We start from the raw sequence: 15,497 nt of genomic DNA, 5'->3' as shown, positions 1-15,497 counted from the left end.
AACGATAATTTTCTTTAAAAAGGCACTAGACAGCGGGGTAGGAAGTCCGTATTATCCGACCCCGCAACGGCGCTAAGCGCCCGTAGCTCAGCTGGATAGAGCGCTGCCCTCCGGAGGCAGAGGTCTCAGGTTCGAATCCTGTCGGGCGCACCATTAACCCGGTGCTGGAGCTGCGGTGGTTTTAATACCGCGTAAAAGGTTTGCAGTGGTGGCTATAGCTCAGTTGGTAGAGCCCTGGATTGTGATTCCAGTTGTCGTGGGTTCGAATCCCATTAGCCACCCCATTATTTGATAGAGTTGTGAATTTGCGAAGGTGGCGGAATTGGTAGACGCGCTAGCTTCAGGTGTTAGTGTTCTTACGGACGTGGGGGTTCAAGTCCCCCCCCTCGCACCACGACTTTAACGAATTGAACTAAAAATTCAAAAAGCAGTATTTCGGCGAGTAGCGCAGCTTGGTAGCGCAACTGGTTTGGGACCAGTGGGTCGGAGGTTCGAATCCTCTCTCGCCGACCAATTTTGAACCCCGCTTCGGCGGGGTTTTTTGTTTTCTGCTGCCGGCCGCCATCTCTTATTTCTCTGATCTTGCTGATAAAAAATCTTCTCTTTGCTTAAGAATACGCGTCAGGAAAACTCTCAATTCATCACTGTGGTAGATGCAATTTCCCCGGATCCTGTGCGATAATAACCGGGTAGATGCTCATTCCATCTCTTATGTTCGCCTTCGTGCCTCATAAACTCCGGAATGATGCAGAGCCGTTCTTACGGTGCTTATCGTCCACTGACAGATGTCGCATTTATGCCTCATCAAACACCATGGACATTACGTTGAGTGAAGCACCCAATTTGTTGTCAAACAGACCTGTTTTAACGCCTGCCCTGATTTCAGCGCAGGCGTTTTTTTCTTTCGGGGATCCGTCAATGTGAAGGCGGGGGAGAAGGGCTATCGCCCCGCAGGAGGCGATAGCCATGCCAGGTTATGGCTGAGGATTATTCTGCAGCGTCAGCAGCAGTCCATCTCGGCGCATAGCGGCGGCTTCTTCCGGCTGATGCAGGCGGTCCAGGACATCCGCCAGCCAGGCGTAATCAAAGGCATCCGGACGCTGCTTAAGCGCGGCGCGGAAGGCGATGCTGGCCTCCTGCCATTCGCCGTGCCGCATCAGCGACTGGCCCAGGGTGCTCCACAGCAGCGGACGGTCGCCAACGGCTTTGATCTGCTGGCGCAGCACTTTCTCCAGCTGTTCCGGGTTATTGGTCTTCAGACGCGGGATCGGCATCACCAGACGGTCATCATACTGTTTCTTCAGACCATCAATGATAATTTGCTGCGCGGTATCGTGATCGTCGCTCTCGATGAGGCGCTCGGCCATCGCCACCTGCAGCGGCACCAGCGCCCGCGTTTTACGGCTCTGGTTGCGCCACCATTCGCGTAGTCCTTCGCTGCCGCCATCGGCCAGCGCTTTATCCATCAGGCCAACCCAGGCCAGCTGTTCCAGCGCCGCACGGTGCGCTTCATCGCCGACGTTAGCTTTCGCCATCGACGGAATGATGTCCAGCAGCGACTGCCAGGCGCCGGTGCGGGTGTATGCCTGTTCGGCGAGGCGCAGCACTTCCGGATGACGCGGGGTAATTTCCAGCAGCTTATCGATGCCATGGCGCGCGGCGTGATTTTCATTACGCGCCAGCTGCAGGCGAACGCGAGTGATTTCCACCGGGATCAGGTCATCGCCCGCCAGCTCGGTGGCGCGCTCCAGATGCTGGTTGGCCCGCGCTTCATCGCCGCGCTGCTGGGCCGCTTCCGCCGCCAGCAGATAGTTCACCACCGGCTGTTCGGCGTGATCGGCATTTTTCGCCATCAGCTTCTCAACCTGCTGGTAATCACCTTCCGCCAGCTTAAGCAGCGCCTGCTCGGTTTGCTTACGCGCGCGACGGCGTTTACGGCCGACAAACCAGCCGCGCGTATGCGCCCCGGTGCGGAAAATGCGGCGCAGCAGCCATTCAATGGCGAACAGCACCACCATGGCGAGGATCAGGATGATCACCAGCCCGGTCACGCTGGTCTCGATATTGTAATTATCGGTCTGGATCAGGACGTAGCCCTGATGCCCGGCGATCATCGGGCCAAGCACGATCCCGGCGATCAACAGCGCGAAGAGTAAAAGAATTTTCAGCATGCGTTACTCTCCTTGCGGCGCAGCGGGGGCGGCCGGCGCAGCAGGTGCGGGCGAAGGCGCGCCGCCCGCGGTAACGGCAGGCTGCGCCATCAGGTTGCGCACTCGGGTCTGCATCAGTTTTTCCAGCAACGCCTGGCTCTGCAGCGTTTCCGGCACCGTCATGGTAATGCTTTGCTGACTGAGCTTATCCACCTCGTCGAGGAAGGCTTTGGTGGTGGCGTCATCGGTATCATAATAGGCGCGTACCCAGGTCGAGACGTTATCCAGCGACTGTTTCCAGGTCTCTTCCTGATGGCGCGGAACTGCCTGCGCGGCGACCAGCAGGCGAGAGCGAATATTTTCCCGCAGATAGATATCCTGATTCGGCGCCAGCAGCGGGACCGCCGTTTCATCGCGGCGGCGCACGGTGATAAAGCTGTCCATAAAGTTCTGCCAGCTTTTCTGCAGGTTGACGCGCCATTCGCTGATAGAGCTGGAAAGCTCATCGCTATCAGCGTCCATCGGCGAATCGTCATCGTTATTATCGGCCAGCCGCAGGTTATCGATTTGGTTCGCCAGCTGATTAACCTTGAGGATCATGCCGTCGTAGTCCACCTGGCTTACCGCGGAGAGGGTGGCGATGTCGTCGGTGATCGCCCGGCGGGCGCCGATGAGGCTTGGGTCGTTCATGTCGGCGAGGCTGGCGTCAGCGCTTTTCAGCAGCGCGGCGGCGGTGGTGACATCCTGATCGCTCCACAGCTTACGTCCCGCCAGCTTGACGAGGAAGTCGGCCTGGGCCAGCAGCCAGGTTTTGGCATCGCTACCGGAAATCACCGCCACTTTTTGCTGCAGCTCATCCAACTGTTTGGCCAGCGTCTCCTGCTGGTGTTTGGCTTCGTTTAGCTGGTCGGCCTGCTGTTTGATAACACCTTCCAGTTCACTTTTTTGATTTTCCTGCGCTTTTTGCAGCGCCGCGACCTGGCTTGCTAATTCAGAGGTAGTTGCGTTTTGCCGCGTGGCCTGTTGTTTGTTCAGGCCATACAGGCCGATGCCGGCGGCTATCGCAATGGCGATAGCGATCGCGCTGAGCGCCAGGCTGGTTTTATTGCCTGCCTTCTTCTTCTCAGTATTCTCTGGCTGTGGTGTGGTCTCCACGGCCTCCCTGGTCTCTTCAACCACGGCGGATTGATTTTGTTGTTCCGTCATTATGGCTTCCAATGTTGAGAGTTATTGTAATGCGCGTAGCAGCGCATCGTTGTCGGCGCTATCGGCAACCTGAATCTCCTGCCAGCCCAGTTCCCGGGCCTGAAGGGCCAGACGTTCGCTGACAACGACAACGCGGCAGTGCAGGAGCCACTGTTCGCGATACCATTGCGGTATTAACGACCATAGCTGCTGCAGCATCTCGCCGCTGGTGACCACCAGCGTGGTGACTCCGCGAGATTGCCAGCGCATCGCTTCTTCTGCGCCATCGTAATGTTTTGCACTACGTTGATAACATTCACAAAATGTGACCCTGGCGCCGCGCTCGGTCAGCGTCGCGCCTAAGAGTTCCCGCCCGCCATTGCCGCGTAGGATCAGCGCATTTTTCCCGGCAATGTTTTGTAATTCAGGTAATTGTAGCAAGACTTCGCTAATTTCCCGATCTAACGGATAATGGATATGCTGCCCACTGACCGTATGCAGGGCCAGCGCCGTCGTGCGGCCAATGGCAAAATAGCGCGGAGAAGTGGGCCAGGGCAGGCCCTGCTGCTGCAGACGGGCATGGGCGAATTCCACCGCATGCTGGGATAGCGCAAATAGCAGATCGTCGGGCCCCAGTCGGGCAAGCGCATCGCCCAGCGCGGGAAGCTCCCTGCCGGGCGTAAATTCTATCAGCGGAAAGCTCCAGGCCACGCGTCCCATGGCCCGCAGACGGCTGACCAGCGCTTCTCCTTGCGGTAGTGGACGAGTGACCAGGATGCTCATCGCGGGGCTTCTCCATCATAAACCGCCGCGAGAATCTCGCGGGCGCCATTATCCAGAAGCTCTTCCGCCAGCGAGATGCCGAGGGCTTCCGCCTGTTCCGCTGGCCCGCGTCGTTCGCCGCGCACCAGCTGTGAACCATCCGGAGCGCCAACCAGCGCCCGCAGCCACAGTTCCCCGTCCTTCAGTTCCGCATAGCTGCCGATCGGCACCTGGCAGCCGCCTTCGAGGCGGGTGTTCATCGCCCGCTCGGCGCGCACGCGCACCGCCGTTTCCGTATGGTTGAGAGGCGCTAACAGCCCCCGGGTCCATGCATCATCAAGACGGCATTCGATGCCGACCGCGCCCTGGCCGACCGCCGGCAGAGATTGCTCAGGCGACAGCGGCTGGCGAATACGCGCTTCCAGCTGCAGGCGCTTCAGGCCGGCGGCGGCGAGGATGATGGCGTCGTACTCGCCGTTATCCAGCTTACTCAGCCGGGTACCGACGTTACCGCGCAGAGAGCGGATCGCCAGGTCCGGACGGGTGGCGGCCAGCTGGCACTGACGGCGTAAACTTGACGTGCCAACGACGCTGCCGGCCGGCAGTTCGTCAATCGAGGCATAGCGATTGGAGACAAACGCGTCGCGCGGATCGTCGCGCTCGCAGATAGTCACCAGCCCCAGGCCCTCCGGGAATTCCACCGGCACATCTTTCATCGAATGGACGGCGATATCGGCGCGCCCTTCGAGCATGGCGAGCTCTAACTCTTTCACAAATAAGCCTTTGCCCCCCACCTTTGCCAGCGGAGTATCAAGGATGACATCCCCGCGCGTGACCATCGGCACCAGCTCGACCTTCAGTCCGGGATGCGCTTGTTCCAGGCGCGCTTTAACATACTGCGCCTGCCATAGCGCAAGCGGGCTTTGCCGTGTGGCAATTTTCAAAACTTTGTCTAACATGCTTGTTACCGTCATTATCGACCACTATCCATCCTAACATTGTTGTCTTACGGATGTTAGTTTTCACGGTTTATGTGGGAGGTGGCTCCGGCCCACTCTTTTTTAACCTTTCATGCGCGTGGCGGTTGCCGGAGGCGTAGTGAGGAATTTACAGATAATAAACGGTGCTACACTTGTATGTAGCGCATCTTTCTTTACGGTCAATGAGCAAGGTGTTAAATTGATCACGTTTTAAACCATTTGTCAGTCCGCTGCTCATCACAACCACACCGACGACGAATGGTGACGGTTTTTGTTGAAATACTGAAATCCTCCGTACTATTGTACCTCGGGTTTTTGAACATCAGGCGATATGTCTTGTACCTCTATATTGAGACACTGAAACAGAGACTGGATGCCATCAACCAATTGCGCGTGGATCGCGCGCTTGCTGCCATGGGACCCGCTTTCCAGCAGGTTTACAGTCTACTGCCAACGTTATTACATTATCATCACCCGCTGATGCCGGGTTACCTTGACGGTAACGTTCCCCGTGGCATTTGCCTCTACACGCCTGATGAAACCCAACGCCACTATCTTGAGGAACTGGAACTGCATCGCGGTATGCAGACTCAGGAGCCGCCGAAAGGCGAGCTGCCGATCACCGGCGTCTACTCGATGGGCAGTACTTCCTCCGTCGGCCAGAGCTGCTCTTCCGATCTTGATATCTGGGTATGTCACCAGGCCTGGCTGGATAGCGAAGAGCGTCAGCTGCTGCAGCGAAAATGCAGCCTGCTTGAGAGCTGGGCTGCCTCGCTCGGCGTGGAAGTCAGCTTCTTCCTGATCGACGAAAACCGTTTCCGTCATAACGAAAGCGGTAGCCTCGGCGGCGAAGACTGCGGTTCGACCCAGCATATCCTGTTGCTTGATGAGTTCTACCGCACCGCGGTGCGCCTCGCCGGCAAGCGTATTCTGTGGAATATGGTGCCGTGCGATGAAGAAGAGCATTACGATGATTACGTGATGGGGCTGTATGCCCAGGGCGTGCTGACGCCTAACGAATGGCTCGATCTCGGCGGCCTCAGTTCGCTGTCGGCGGAAGAGTACTTCGGCGCCAGCCTGTGGCAGCTGTATAAAAGTATCGACTCCCCCTATAAAGCGGTGCTGAAAACGCTGCTGCTGGAAGCCTACTCCTGGGAATACCCCAATAACCGCCTGTTAGCGAAAGATATCAAACAGCGTCTGCACGACGGGGAGATTGTCTCCTTCGGCCTCGACCCGTACTGCATGATGCTGGAGCGCGTGACCACCTATCTGCAGGCCATCGAAGATGAAACCCGCCTCGATCTGGTGCGCCGCTGCTTCTACCTGAAAGTTTGTGAAAAACTCAGCCGCGAACGCGCCTGCGTCGGCTGGCGTCGCGAAGTCGTCAGCCAGTTGGTGAATGCCTGGGGCTGGGACGAAAAGCGTCTGATGATGCTCGACAACCGCGCCAACTGGAAAATCGATGAAGTGCGCAAGGCGCACAACGAACTGCTCGACGCCATGATGCAGAGCTATCGTAATCTGATCCGCTTCGCGCGGCGCAATAACCTTAGCGTCTCCGCCAGCCCGCAGGATATTGGCGTGCTGACCCGTAAGCTGTATGCGGCCTTTGAAGCGCTGCCGGGGAAAGTGACGCTGGTAAACCCGCAAATTTCGCCGGATCTGTCGGAACCGAACCTGACCTTTATCCACGTGCCGCCGGGCCGCGCCAACCGTACCGGTTGGTATCTGTACAACCGCGCGCCGGACATGGAATCGATCATCAGCCATCAGCCGCTGGAATATAACCGTTATCTTAATAAGCTGGTGGCCTGGGCCTGGTTTAACGGCCTGCTGACCTCACGCACCCGCCTGTTTATTAAGGGCAACGGCATCGTCGATCTGGCGAAGCTGCAGGAGATGGTGGCCGACGTGTCGCACCACTTCCCGCTGCGCCTGCCGGCGCCGACGCCAAAGGCGCTGTACAGCCCGTGCGAAATCCGCCACCTGGCGATTATCGTCAACCTCGAATATGACCCAACCGCGGCCTTCCGTAACCAGGTGGTGCACTTCGATTTCCGTAAGCTGGATGTTTTCAGCTTCGGCGAAGAGCAAAAATGCCTGATCGGCAGCGTCGACCTGCTGTATCGCAACTCGTGGAACGAAGTGCGTACGCTGCACTTTAACGGCGAACAGGCGATGATCGAGGCGCTGAAAACGATCCTCGGCAAAATGCACCAGGACGCCGCGCCGCCGGACAGCGTGGAGGTGTTCTGCTATAGCCAGCACCTGCGCGGCCTGATCCGCACCCGCGTGCAGCAGATGATCTCCGAATGTATCGAACTGCGTCTCTCCAGTACCCGCCAGGATACCGGGCGCTTCAAAGCGCTGCGCGTCTCCGGCCAGACGTGGGGGCTGTTCTTCGAGCGGCTTAACGTTTCGGTGCAGAAGCTGGAAAACGCCATTGAGTTCTACGGCGCTATCTCGCACAACAAGCTGCACGGGCTGTCGGTGCAGGTGGAAACCAATCACGTTAAGCTGCCGGCGGTGGTGGATGGCTTCGCCAGCGAAGGGATTATTCAGTTCTTCTTTGAAGACGCGGATAACAACGACAGCGGTTTTAACATCTATATTCTTGATGAGAGCAACCGCGCCGAGGTCTATCATCACTGCGAGGGCAGTAAAGAGGAGCTGGTGCGCGACGTCAGCCGCTTCTATTCGTCATCGCACGATCGTTTCACCTACGGCTCCAGCTTTATCAACTTCAACCTGCCGCAGTTCTATCAGATTGTCGAGGTAGACGGGCGCACCCAGGTGATCCCTTTCCGCACTCAGGCGATTGCCGCCGCGATACCCACCAGCCAGGACGTTACCGCCTCGCCGGTGCTGCAGCAGCGCTACTCGTAGATTTGGCCCGGAGAAGGCGTGAGCCGCTATCCGCAGATATTCCCTGCTGGCGCTGCGCTTAGCAGGGCTACGGTTCTAAGTCGTCGGGTAGCCCGGATAAGGCGCGATGCGCCGCTATCCGGGAAACACGTCATTAACGGAATTTCACCGTCTCACCGGCCTGCTGGCTCGCCGCCTGCTCCAGCAGATCCCAGAAGGTTTCGCCGCTGCGATCGCAGATCCACTCGTCGCCTTTGAGATCGAAGTGATAGCCGCCCTGTTTGGTGGCCAGCCACACCTGGTGCAGCGGCTCCTGACGGTTAATAATGATTTTGCTGCCGTTTTCAAAGCTGATGGTCAGCACGCCGCCGTTGATTTCGCAGTCGATGTCGCTATCGCCGTCCCAGTCGTCCAGACGTTCTTCGATGGTCATCCACAGGCTATCGGCCAGGCGATGGAATTCACTGTCGTTCATAATTTGATTCTGCTTTTTTGATTTTTGAAGATGGGTCGCAGTATAGCGCGAAACAAAAGCGCGCGCAGTCGGATGCTAAAGGCTTGCTTTTACGTCTTCTCCTGCGATGATAGAAAGCAGAAAGAATGAATCACGGGCAACTATCAATGAAAAACGTTTTTCCTACGCTTGCCGTTTTGTTTGCGATCTTCAGCCTGACCGGCTGCGGTCTGAAAGGGCCTCTCTATTTCCCACCGGCGGACAAAACCGCGCCGCCGCCGACCAAACCGGTTAACCCTGGCATTCAGAGCGCAACGCCGGATCGTAACGATCGTGGCGATACCGGTGGTCCGAGCCAGGTCAATTACTAACGATAACGTTCTGTTCCGCGCAACTGGAGTAGATGATGCAGTTCTCTAAAATGCATGGCCTTGGCAACGATTTTATGGTCGTTGACGCGGTAACGCAGAATGTTTTTTTCTCGCCGGAGCTGATTCGCCGCCTGGCGGATCGCCACCTTGGCGTCGGGTTCGATCAGCTATTGGTCGTCGAACCGCCCTACGATCCGGATCTGGATTTCCACTACCGGATCTTTAACGCCGACGGCAGCGAAGTGTCGCAGTGCGGCAACGGCGCGCGCTGTTTTGCCCGCTTCGTCCGGCTGAAAGGCCTGACCAATAAACGTGATATCCGCGTGAGTACGGCCAACGGGCGTATGGTATTAAGCGTAACGGAAGACGATCTGGTGCGGGTGAACATGGGCGAGCCCAACTTCGAGCCGTCCCAGGTGCCGTTCCGCGCCAACAAAGCGGAAAAGACCTATATCATGCGTGCCGCCGAGCAGACAGTATTGTGCGGCGTGGTGTCCATGGGAAATCCGCACTGCGTCATCCAGGTTGATGATGTGGATACGGCAGCGGTGGAAACTCTCGGCCCGGTGATGGAAAGCCATGAGCGTTTTCCGGAGCGCGCCAATATCGGCTTTATGCAGGTGGTCGGTCGGTCTCATATCCGTCTGCGCGTCTACGAACGCGGCGCGGGGGAAACCCAGGCCTGCGGCAGCGGCGCCTGCGCCGCGGTGGCGGTGGGGATCCAGCAGGGGCTGCTGGCGGAAACGGTACGCGTGGAATTACCCGGCGGTCGTCTTGATATCGCCTGGAAAGGCCCGGGCCAGCCGCTGTTTATGACCGGCCCGGCGGCCCATGTCTATGATGGATTTATTCATTTATGAAACCAATCGGGGAAGAACAGCAGGAGGTTGCCAGCGCGTTGAACGATCGCGCAGTGGTGGACTATCTGTTGCAACATCCTGAATTTTTTATTCGTAATGCCGCCCAGGTCGAACATCTCCGCGTCCCGCATCCGGTACGCGGTACGATTTCGCTGGTGGAGTGGCACATGATGCGGGCGCGTAACCATATTCATGTGCTGGAAGAAAATATGTCGCTGCTGATGGAGCAGGCGGTCGCTAATGAAAGCCTGTTCCAGCGCCTGCTGCAGCTGCAAACGCGGCTGGCGGCGGCGGAGAGCCTTGACGATATGCTCAACCGCCTTCACCGCTGGGCACGCGAGCTGGGGCTGGCGGGCGCCACGGTGCGCCTGTTTCCTGACTGCTGGCGCCTCGGCGCGCCCTCGAAGTTTACCCATCTGGCATTAAACCGGCAGGCGTTTGAGCCGATCCGTATTCAACGTCTGGGCCAGGCGCGCCACTATCTTGGACCGCTGAACGGCCCGGAGCTGCTGGTGGTGCTGCCGGAGGCGAAGGCCATTGGGTCTGTGGCGATATCGCTGCTGGGGGGCGATAATGCCCCGGGGGTGATGCTCTTCAGCAGCCGCGATGCGCAGCATTATCAGCCAGGGCAGGGGACGCAGCTGTTGCAGGAGATTGCCCAGATGCTGCCCGGCCTGCTGGAGCGCTGGATTGAACGCGCATGACCGATTCTCCTCTCTTCTCCGCCGTCGCCCGCTTTCTTCGCCATCTTGGCGTTGAACGCCAGCTCAGCCCGATCACGTTACTGAATTACCAGCGACAGCTGGACGCGCTGATCGCCCTGGCGGATGAGGCGGGCCTGAAAAGCTGGTCGCAGTGCGATGCCGCTCAGGTGCGAAGCTTTGCGGTGCGTAGTCGCCGCGCGGGGTTAGGCCCGGCAAGCCTGGCGCTTCGCCTGTCGGCGCTGCGCAGTTTCTTCGACTGGCTGGTCGGTCAGGGCGAGCTCAGCGCCAATCCGGCGAAGGGGATTGCCGCGCCGAAAATTCCCCGCCACCTGCCAAAAAATATTGACGTCGATGACGTCAATCGACTGCTGGATATCGATCTCAACGATCCGCTGGCGGTGCGCGATCGGGCGATGCTGGAGGTGATGTACGGCGCGGGATTGCGTTTGTCCGAACTGGTCAACCTGGATATCAAACACCTCGATCTCGAAAGCGGTGAGGTCTGGGTGATGGGCAAAGGCAGCAAGGAGCGTCGTTTGCCGATCGGTCGCAACGCGGTGGCATGGATTGAGCACTGGCTGGATTTGCGCGGCCTGTTCGGTACCGACGACGACGCGCTGTTTTTGTCGAAGCTGGGCAAACGTATTTCGGCGCGCAACGTACAGAAGCGATTCGCCGAGTGGGGCATTAAGCAGGGGCTGAACAGCCATGTGCACCCGCACAAGCTGCGCCACTCCTTTGCCACCCATATGCTGGAGTCGAGCGGCGATCTGCGCGGCGTGCAGGAGCTGCTGGGGCATGCTAACCTCTCCACCACCCAAATCTATACCCATCTTGATTTTCAACACCTTGCCTCGGTGTACGATGCCGCGCATCCGCGCGCTAAACGGGGGAAATAATGCGTTTTTACCGACCTCTGGGCCAGATTTCCGCGCTGACGTTTGACCTGGACGATACCCTTTACGATAACCGCCCGGTGATTGACCGGACGATGCACGAGTCGCTGGCCTTTGTGCGCAGCTACCATCCTTCGCTCAGCCAGTTCGACGCCCATGAGCTTAATCAGCTGCGTCAGACGCTGCTGGCTGCTGAACCTGAGATTTATCATGACGTGACCGTCTGGCGCCACCGTGCGCTGGAGTTAGGTATGCGTAATGCCGGGCTCTCCGCCGAAGCGGCGAAAGCGGGGGCCGATGCGGCGATGGAACACTTCGCCCACTGGCGCAGCCGCGTCGATGTCCCGCAGGAAACGCACGATACGCTGGCGAAGCTGGCGAAGAAGTGGCCGCTGGTGGCGATTACCAATGGCAACGCCCGCCCGGAACTGTTCGGTCTGAGCGACTATTTCCGCTTCGTGCTGCGCGCCGGGCCGGATGGCCGCTCCAAGCCGTTTGCCGACATGTACCACCTTGCGGCGGAGCGTCTGAATGTGCCGCTCGGGCAGATTCTGCACGTCGGCGATGATCTGACCACCGACGTGGCCGGCGCTATTCGCTGTGGGATGCAGGCCTGCTGGATCAAACCGCAAGGCGCGGACCTGATGCACACCGCGGACAGCCGCCTGCTGCCGCATATTGAAATTTCACGGTTGGCATCTCTGACCTCGCTGATATAATCACCAGTCACTCTGTATATATTAACAGGGGTTCGTGGAACCCCTTCTCTTCCGGCGGTGCCAATGGACGTTTCTTACCTGCTCGACAGCCTTAATGACAAACAGCGTGAAGCCGTAGCGGCCTCGCGCACCAATATGCTGGTTCTGGCAGGGGCGGGCAGTGGTAAGACGCGCGTTCTGGTGCACCGTATCGCCTGGCTGCTGAGCGTGGAGAACTGTTCCCCGTATTCCATTATGGCGGTGACCTTTACCAACAAAGCGGCGGCGGAGATGCGTCACCGTATCGGCCAGCTGATGGGCACCACCCAGGGCGGCATGTGGGTGGGCACCTTCCACGGCCTGGCGCACCGTTTGCTGCGCGCGCACCATCTGGATGCCAACCTGCCGCAGGACTTCCAAATCCTCGACAGCGAAGACCAGCTGCGTCTGCTGAAGCGTCTGATTAAGGCGATGAACCTCGATGAGAAACAGTGGCCGCCGCGCCAGGCAATGTGGTACATCAACAGCCAGAAAGATGAAGGACTGCGCCCGCATCATATTCAGAGCTACGGCAACCCGGTCGAGCAGACCTGGCAGAAGGTCTATCAGGCCTATCAGGAAGCCTGCGACCGCGCCGGGCTGGTGGACTTCGCCGAGCTGCTGCTGCGCGCCCACGAGCTGTGGCTGAACAAACCGCATATCCTGCAGCACTACCGCGAGCGCTTCACCAATATCCTCGTCGATGAATTCCAGGATACCAACAACATTCAGTACGCCTGGATCCGCCTGCTGGCGGGCGATACCGGCAAGGTGATGATCGTCGGCGATGACGATCAGTCTATCTATGGATGGCGCGGCGCGCAGGTCGAGAACATTCAGCGCTTCCTTAACGACTTCCCCGGCGCGGAAACCATCCGCCTGGAGCAGAACTATCGCTCGACCAGCAATATTCTCAGCGCTGCCAACGCCCTGATTGAAAACAACAACGGGCGCCTGGGCAAAAAGCTGTGGACCGACGGCGCCGACGGCGAGCCGATTTCGCTGTACTGCGCCTTCAACGATCTCGACGAAGCGCGCTTTGTGGTGAACCGAATTAAAACCTGGCAGGAGAACGGCGGTGCGCTGGAGCAATGCGCCATTCTCTATCGCAGTAACGCCCAGTCGCGCGTGCTGGAAGAGGCCCTCCTGCAGGCCAGTATGCCGTACCGTATCTACGGCGGCATGCGCTTCTTCGAGCGTCAGGAAATCAAAGACGCGCTCTCTTACCTGCGCCTTATCGCCAACCGCAACGACGACGCGGCCTTTGAGCGCGTAGTCAATACGCCGACCCGCGGCATTGGCGACCGCACGCTGGACGTGGTGCGCCAGACGTCGCGTGATCGCCAGCTGACGCTATGGCAGGCCAGTCGCGAGCTATTGAAAGAAAAAGCGCTGGCCGGTCGCGCCGCCAGCGCCCTGCAGCGCTTTATGGAGCTGATTGACGCGCTGGCGCAGGAGACCACCGATATGCCGCTGCACGTTCAGACCGATCGGGTGATTAAAGACTCCGGCCTGCGCGCGATGTACGAGCAGGAGAAAGGCGAGAAGGGCCAGACCCGTATTGAAAACTTAGAGGAGCTGGTGACGGCGACGCGCCAGTTCAGCTACAACGAAGAAGATGAAGATCTGATGCCGCTGCAGGCGTTTCTCTCCCACGCCGCGCTGGAAGCGGGCGAGGGGCAGGCGGACACCTGGCAGGACGCGGTTCAGCTGATGACCCTGCACTCGGCGAAAGGGCTGGAGTTCCCGCAGGTGTTCATCGTCGGCGTCGAAGAAGGGATGTTCCCGAGCCAGATGGCCCTAGATGAAGGCGGCCGCCTGGAGGAGGAGCGTCGCCTGGCCTACGTCGGCGTAACGCGCGCCATGCAGAAGCTGACGCTGACCTATGCGGAAACCCGCCGTCTGTACGGGAAAGAGGTTTATCACCGCCCGTCGCGCTTTATCGGCGAGCTGCCGCAGGAGTGCGTAGAAGAAGTGCGTCTGCGAGCCACGGTGAGCCGCCCGGTAAACCATCAGCGACTGGGCGCGCCGATTGCCGAGAGCGATACCGGCTACAAGTTAGGCCAGCGCGTACGGCATCCGAAGTTTGGCGAAGGCACTATTGTCAACCTCGAAGGCAGCGGCGAGCACAGCCGACTGCAGGTGGCTTTTCAGGGCCAGGGAATCAAATGGCTGGTGGCGGCTTACGCCCGGCTGGAGGCAGTGTAACTTTAAGAAAAATATCATTATTTTGTAATATTCTGCTACCTTTATACGTTAAGGCGCCTGATTTGCGCTTTCGCGTTCCGTTGCGTGTTGACGCCGATTTTGCGCTGGCGTAACATGCGCGCACGATTACGCTAAGAGGACATTCGCCTTGGACACACCCAGTAGATGCTGGCTCAACTTCCTGTCATTCAGGAACAACTCCTAAGGCTATCCTCTTATGCTGATAGCCTTAGCGGTTGTCAGCGACCTGCCCCATTCCCGTCGCGCTGAGTCAGGCTTAATGGTCTGAAACCCAATTTGTTTCTGTGTGCCCACCGAACTGTCCGATAATTTTTTTGCATTGGGAGTCCCGGTCATGCTGAGCGCATTTCAACTGGAAAACAATCGTTTAACGCGCCTGGAAGCCGATGAGATCAAACACCTCGCCAGCTCGGTGTGGGTCGATCTGGTCGAGCCTGACGACGATGAGCGAAGCCGCGTGCAGACGGAACTGGGTCAAAACCTGGCGACGCGCCCGGAACTGGAAGATATCGAAGCCTCCGCGCGTTTCTTTGAAGATGAAGACGGGTTACACATCCACTCGTTCTTCTTTTTTGAAGATGCCGACGATCACGCCGGCAACTCTACCGTGGCGTTTACCATCCGCGAAGGCCGCCTGTTCACGCTGCGCGAGCGCGAACTACCCGCTTTCCGCCTCTACCGTATGCGCGTGCGTAACCAGACGCTGGTCGACGGCAACGCCTACGAACTGCTGCTCGACCTGTTCGAGACCAAAATCGAGCAGCTGGCGGATGAAATTGAAAACATCTACAGCGACCTGGAAAAGCTGAGCCGCGTCATTATGGAAGGCCATCAGGGCGACGAGTACGACGAAGCGCTGTCGACGCTGGCGGAACTGGAAGATATCGGCTGGAAGGTGCGACTCTGTCTGATGGATACCCAGCGCGCGCTGAACTTCCTCGTGCGCAAGGCGCGCCTGCCGGCGGGCCAGCTGGAGCAGGCGCGGGAGATCCTGCGCGATATCGAATCTCTGCTGCCGCACAACGAATCGCTGTTCCAGAAGGTGAACTTCCTGATGCAGGCGGCGATGGGTTTTATCAATATCGAGCAGAACCGCATCATCAAGATCTTCTCGGTGGTCTCGGTGGTATTCCTGCCGCCAACTCTGGTGGCCTCCAGTTACGGGATGAACTTTGAATTTATGCCCGAACTACACTGGAGCTTTGGTTATCCGGGAGCCATCGTGTTTATGATGCTGGCCGGCCTGGCGCCATATCTCTACTTCAAGCGCAAAAACTGGTTGTAAAAAAGGGAGCGTCGGC

The 15,497-nt window shown here is 58.5% G+C and carries 14 protein-coding genes and 4 tRNA genes; 13 read left to right on the top strand and 5 right to left on the bottom strand.

Features of this window, described 5'->3' with window-relative positions; translation table 11 throughout:
- Nucleotides 1-76 precede the first annotated feature (76 nt).
- The 4 genes from KB892_RS24660 to KB892_RS24645 all read left to right on the top strand — a co-directional run bounded on the left by KB892_RS24660 (nt 77) and on the right by KB892_RS24645 (nt 513).
- Nucleotides 77-153, top strand: a tRNA-Arg gene (locus KB892_RS24660).
- Nucleotides 154-208: 55 nt separating this feature from the next.
- Nucleotides 209-284, top strand: a tRNA-His gene (locus KB892_RS24655).
- 23 nt (nt 285-307) lie between these two features.
- Nucleotides 308-394 (top strand) — tRNA-Leu (locus KB892_RS24650).
- A gap of 42 nt (nt 395-436) precedes the next feature.
- Nucleotides 437-513: transfer RNA gene (locus tag KB892_RS24645), tRNA-Pro, on the top strand.
- A 461-nt stretch (nt 514-974) separates the two neighbouring features.
- Here the strand turns inward: KB892_RS24645 and hemY are convergent.
- From hemY to hemC, 4 genes are read right to left on the bottom strand one after another with little or no spacing between them, the layout of a single operon-like run.
- Nucleotides 975-2,171 carry a protoheme IX biogenesis protein HemY gene (gene hemY, locus KB892_RS24640; protein ID WP_004152054.1) on the bottom strand — a complete coding sequence of 399 codons (1,197 nt, stop codon included), beginning with the start codon at nt 2,169-2,171 and terminating at the stop codon, nt 975-977.
- 3 nt (nt 2,172-2,174) lie between these two features.
- Complete coding sequence (gene hemX / locus KB892_RS24635; protein ID WP_004150429.1) at nt 2,175-3,356, bottom strand: uroporphyrinogen-III C-methyltransferase; 1,182 nt, start codon at nt 3,354-3,356, stop codon at nt 2,175-2,177.
- 21 nt (nt 3,357-3,377) lie between these two features.
- The gene (gene hemD, locus KB892_RS24630) at nt 3,378-4,118 is read right to left on the bottom strand and encodes a uroporphyrinogen-III synthase (protein WP_002883380.1); all 741 of its coding nucleotides are present in this window, start codon (nt 4,116-4,118) and stop codon (nt 3,378-3,380) included.
- Nucleotides 4,115-5,056, bottom strand: a complete 942-nt coding sequence (gene hemC, locus KB892_RS24625) for a hydroxymethylbilane synthase (RefSeq protein ID WP_002883381.1) — start codon at nt 5,054-5,056, stop codon at nt 4,115-4,117. Before hemC ends, hemD begins: the two co-directional genes overlap by 4 nt.
- Before the next feature lie 357 nt (nt 5,057-5,413).
- On the opposite strand from hemC, the gene cyaA reads away from it, so the two are divergent.
- Nucleotides 5,414-7,966, top strand: coding sequence for a class I adenylate cyclase (gene cyaA, locus KB892_RS24620; protein ID WP_002883383.1), 2,553 nt, complete (start codon nt 5,414-5,416; stop codon nt 7,964-7,966).
- Nucleotides 7,967-8,099: 133 nt separating this feature from the next.
- Here the strand turns inward: cyaA and cyaY are convergent, their stop codons facing one another.
- Complete coding sequence (cyaY, locus tag KB892_RS24615; protein ID WP_002883389.1) at nt 8,100-8,420, bottom strand: iron donor protein CyaY; 321 nt, start codon at nt 8,418-8,420, stop codon at nt 8,100-8,102.
- Between the two features lie 146 nt (nt 8,421-8,566).
- On the opposite strand from cyaY, the gene lptM reads away from it, so the two are divergent.
- The 8 genes from lptM (at nt 8,567) to corA (ending at nt 15,481) form a co-directional block, all read left to right on the top strand.
- Complete coding sequence (gene lptM, locus KB892_RS24610) at nt 8,567-8,770, top strand: LPS translocon maturation chaperone LptM (RefSeq protein ID WP_002883392.1); 204 nt, start codon at nt 8,567-8,569, stop codon at nt 8,768-8,770.
- 35 nt (nt 8,771-8,805) lie between these two features.
- Nucleotides 8,806-9,630: a diaminopimelate epimerase gene (gene dapF, locus KB892_RS24605; RefSeq protein ID WP_002883394.1), complete on the top strand. Its 825-nt coding sequence runs from the start codon at nt 8,806-8,808 to the stop codon at nt 9,628-9,630.
- The gene (locus KB892_RS24600; RefSeq protein WP_002883395.1) at nt 9,627-10,334 is read left to right on the top strand and encodes a DUF484 domain-containing protein; all 708 of its coding nucleotides are present in this window, start codon (nt 9,627-9,629) and stop codon (nt 10,332-10,334) included. Before dapF ends, KB892_RS24600 begins: the two co-directional genes overlap by 4 nt.
- Nucleotides 10,331-11,233 carry a tyrosine recombinase XerC gene (gene xerC, locus KB892_RS24595; protein WP_002883396.1) on the top strand — a complete coding sequence of 301 codons (903 nt, stop codon included), beginning with the start codon at nt 10,331-10,333 and terminating at the stop codon, nt 11,231-11,233. Before KB892_RS24600 ends, xerC begins: the two co-directional genes overlap by 4 nt.
- The gene (yigB, locus tag KB892_RS24590; RefSeq protein WP_002883397.1) at nt 11,233-11,949 is read left to right on the top strand and encodes a 5-amino-6-(5-phospho-D-ribitylamino)uracil phosphatase YigB; all 717 of its coding nucleotides are present in this window, start codon (nt 11,233-11,235) and stop codon (nt 11,947-11,949) included. Before xerC ends, yigB begins: the two co-directional genes overlap by 1 nt.
- Nucleotides 11,950-12,012: 63 nt before the next feature.
- The gene (uvrD, locus tag KB892_RS24585) at nt 12,013-14,175 is read left to right on the top strand and encodes a DNA helicase II (RefSeq protein ID WP_002883398.1); all 2,163 of its coding nucleotides are present in this window, start codon (nt 12,013-12,015) and stop codon (nt 14,173-14,175) included.
- A 148-nt stretch (nt 14,176-14,323) separates the two neighbouring features.
- Nucleotides 14,324-14,380: a YsgD/CorL family protein gene (gene ysgD, locus KB892_RS31705; RefSeq protein WP_349815745.1), complete on the top strand. Its 57-nt coding sequence runs from the start codon at nt 14,324-14,326 to the stop codon at nt 14,378-14,380.
- Between the two features lie 150 nt (nt 14,381-14,530).
- A complete protein-coding gene (gene corA, locus KB892_RS24580; RefSeq protein WP_002883400.1) occupies nt 14,531-15,481 on the top strand; it encodes a magnesium/cobalt transporter CorA in 951 nt (316 codons plus the stop codon).
- Nucleotides 15,482-15,497 lie beyond the last annotated feature (16 nt).

It is taken from the genome of Klebsiella sp. P1927 (genome assembly GCF_018204675.1).
In the GTDB taxonomy this organism is placed as follows: domain Bacteria; phylum Pseudomonadota; class Gammaproteobacteria; order Enterobacterales; family Enterobacteriaceae; genus Klebsiella; species Klebsiella pneumoniae.
Note: the sequence above shows the minus strand (reverse complement) of the source record. Positions and strands in the feature narration are given on the sequence as shown.

Coding starts and splice junctions, on each gene's coding strand:
- KB892_RS24600 (WP_002883395.1), top strand. CDS start 9,627: ATGAAACCAATCGGGGAAGAACAGCAGGAGGTTGCCAGCGCGTTGAAC.
- hemD (WP_002883380.1), bottom strand. CDS start 4,118: ATGAGCATCCTGGTCACTCGTCCACTACCGCAAGGAGAAGCGCTGGTC.
- hemX (WP_004150429.1), bottom strand. CDS start 3,356: ATGACGGAACAACAAAATCAATCCGCCGTGGTTGAAGAGACCAGGGAG.
- hemY (WP_004152054.1), bottom strand. CDS start 2,171: ATGCTGAAAATTCTTTTACTCTTCGCGCTGTTGATCGCCGGGATCGTG.
- xerC (WP_002883396.1), top strand. CDS start 10,331: ATGACCGATTCTCCTCTCTTCTCCGCCGTCGCCCGCTTTCTTCGCCAT.
- dapF (WP_002883394.1), top strand. CDS start 8,806: ATGCAGTTCTCTAAAATGCATGGCCTTGGCAACGATTTTATGGTCGTT.
- hemC (WP_002883381.1), bottom strand. CDS start 5,056: ATGTTAGACAAAGTTTTGAAAATTGCCACACGGCAAAGCCCGCTTGCG.
- corA (WP_002883400.1), top strand. CDS start 14,531: ATGCTGAGCGCATTTCAACTGGAAAACAATCGTTTAACGCGCCTGGAA.
- uvrD (WP_002883398.1), top strand. CDS start 12,013: ATGGACGTTTCTTACCTGCTCGACAGCCTTAATGACAAACAGCGTGAA.
- cyaY (WP_002883389.1), bottom strand. CDS start 8,420: ATGAACGACAGTGAATTCCATCGCCTGGCCGATAGCCTGTGGATGACC.
- yigB (WP_002883397.1), top strand. CDS start 11,233: ATGCGTTTTTACCGACCTCTGGGCCAGATTTCCGCGCTGACGTTTGAC.
- lptM (WP_002883392.1), top strand. CDS start 8,567: ATGAAAAACGTTTTTCCTACGCTTGCCGTTTTGTTTGCGATCTTCAGC.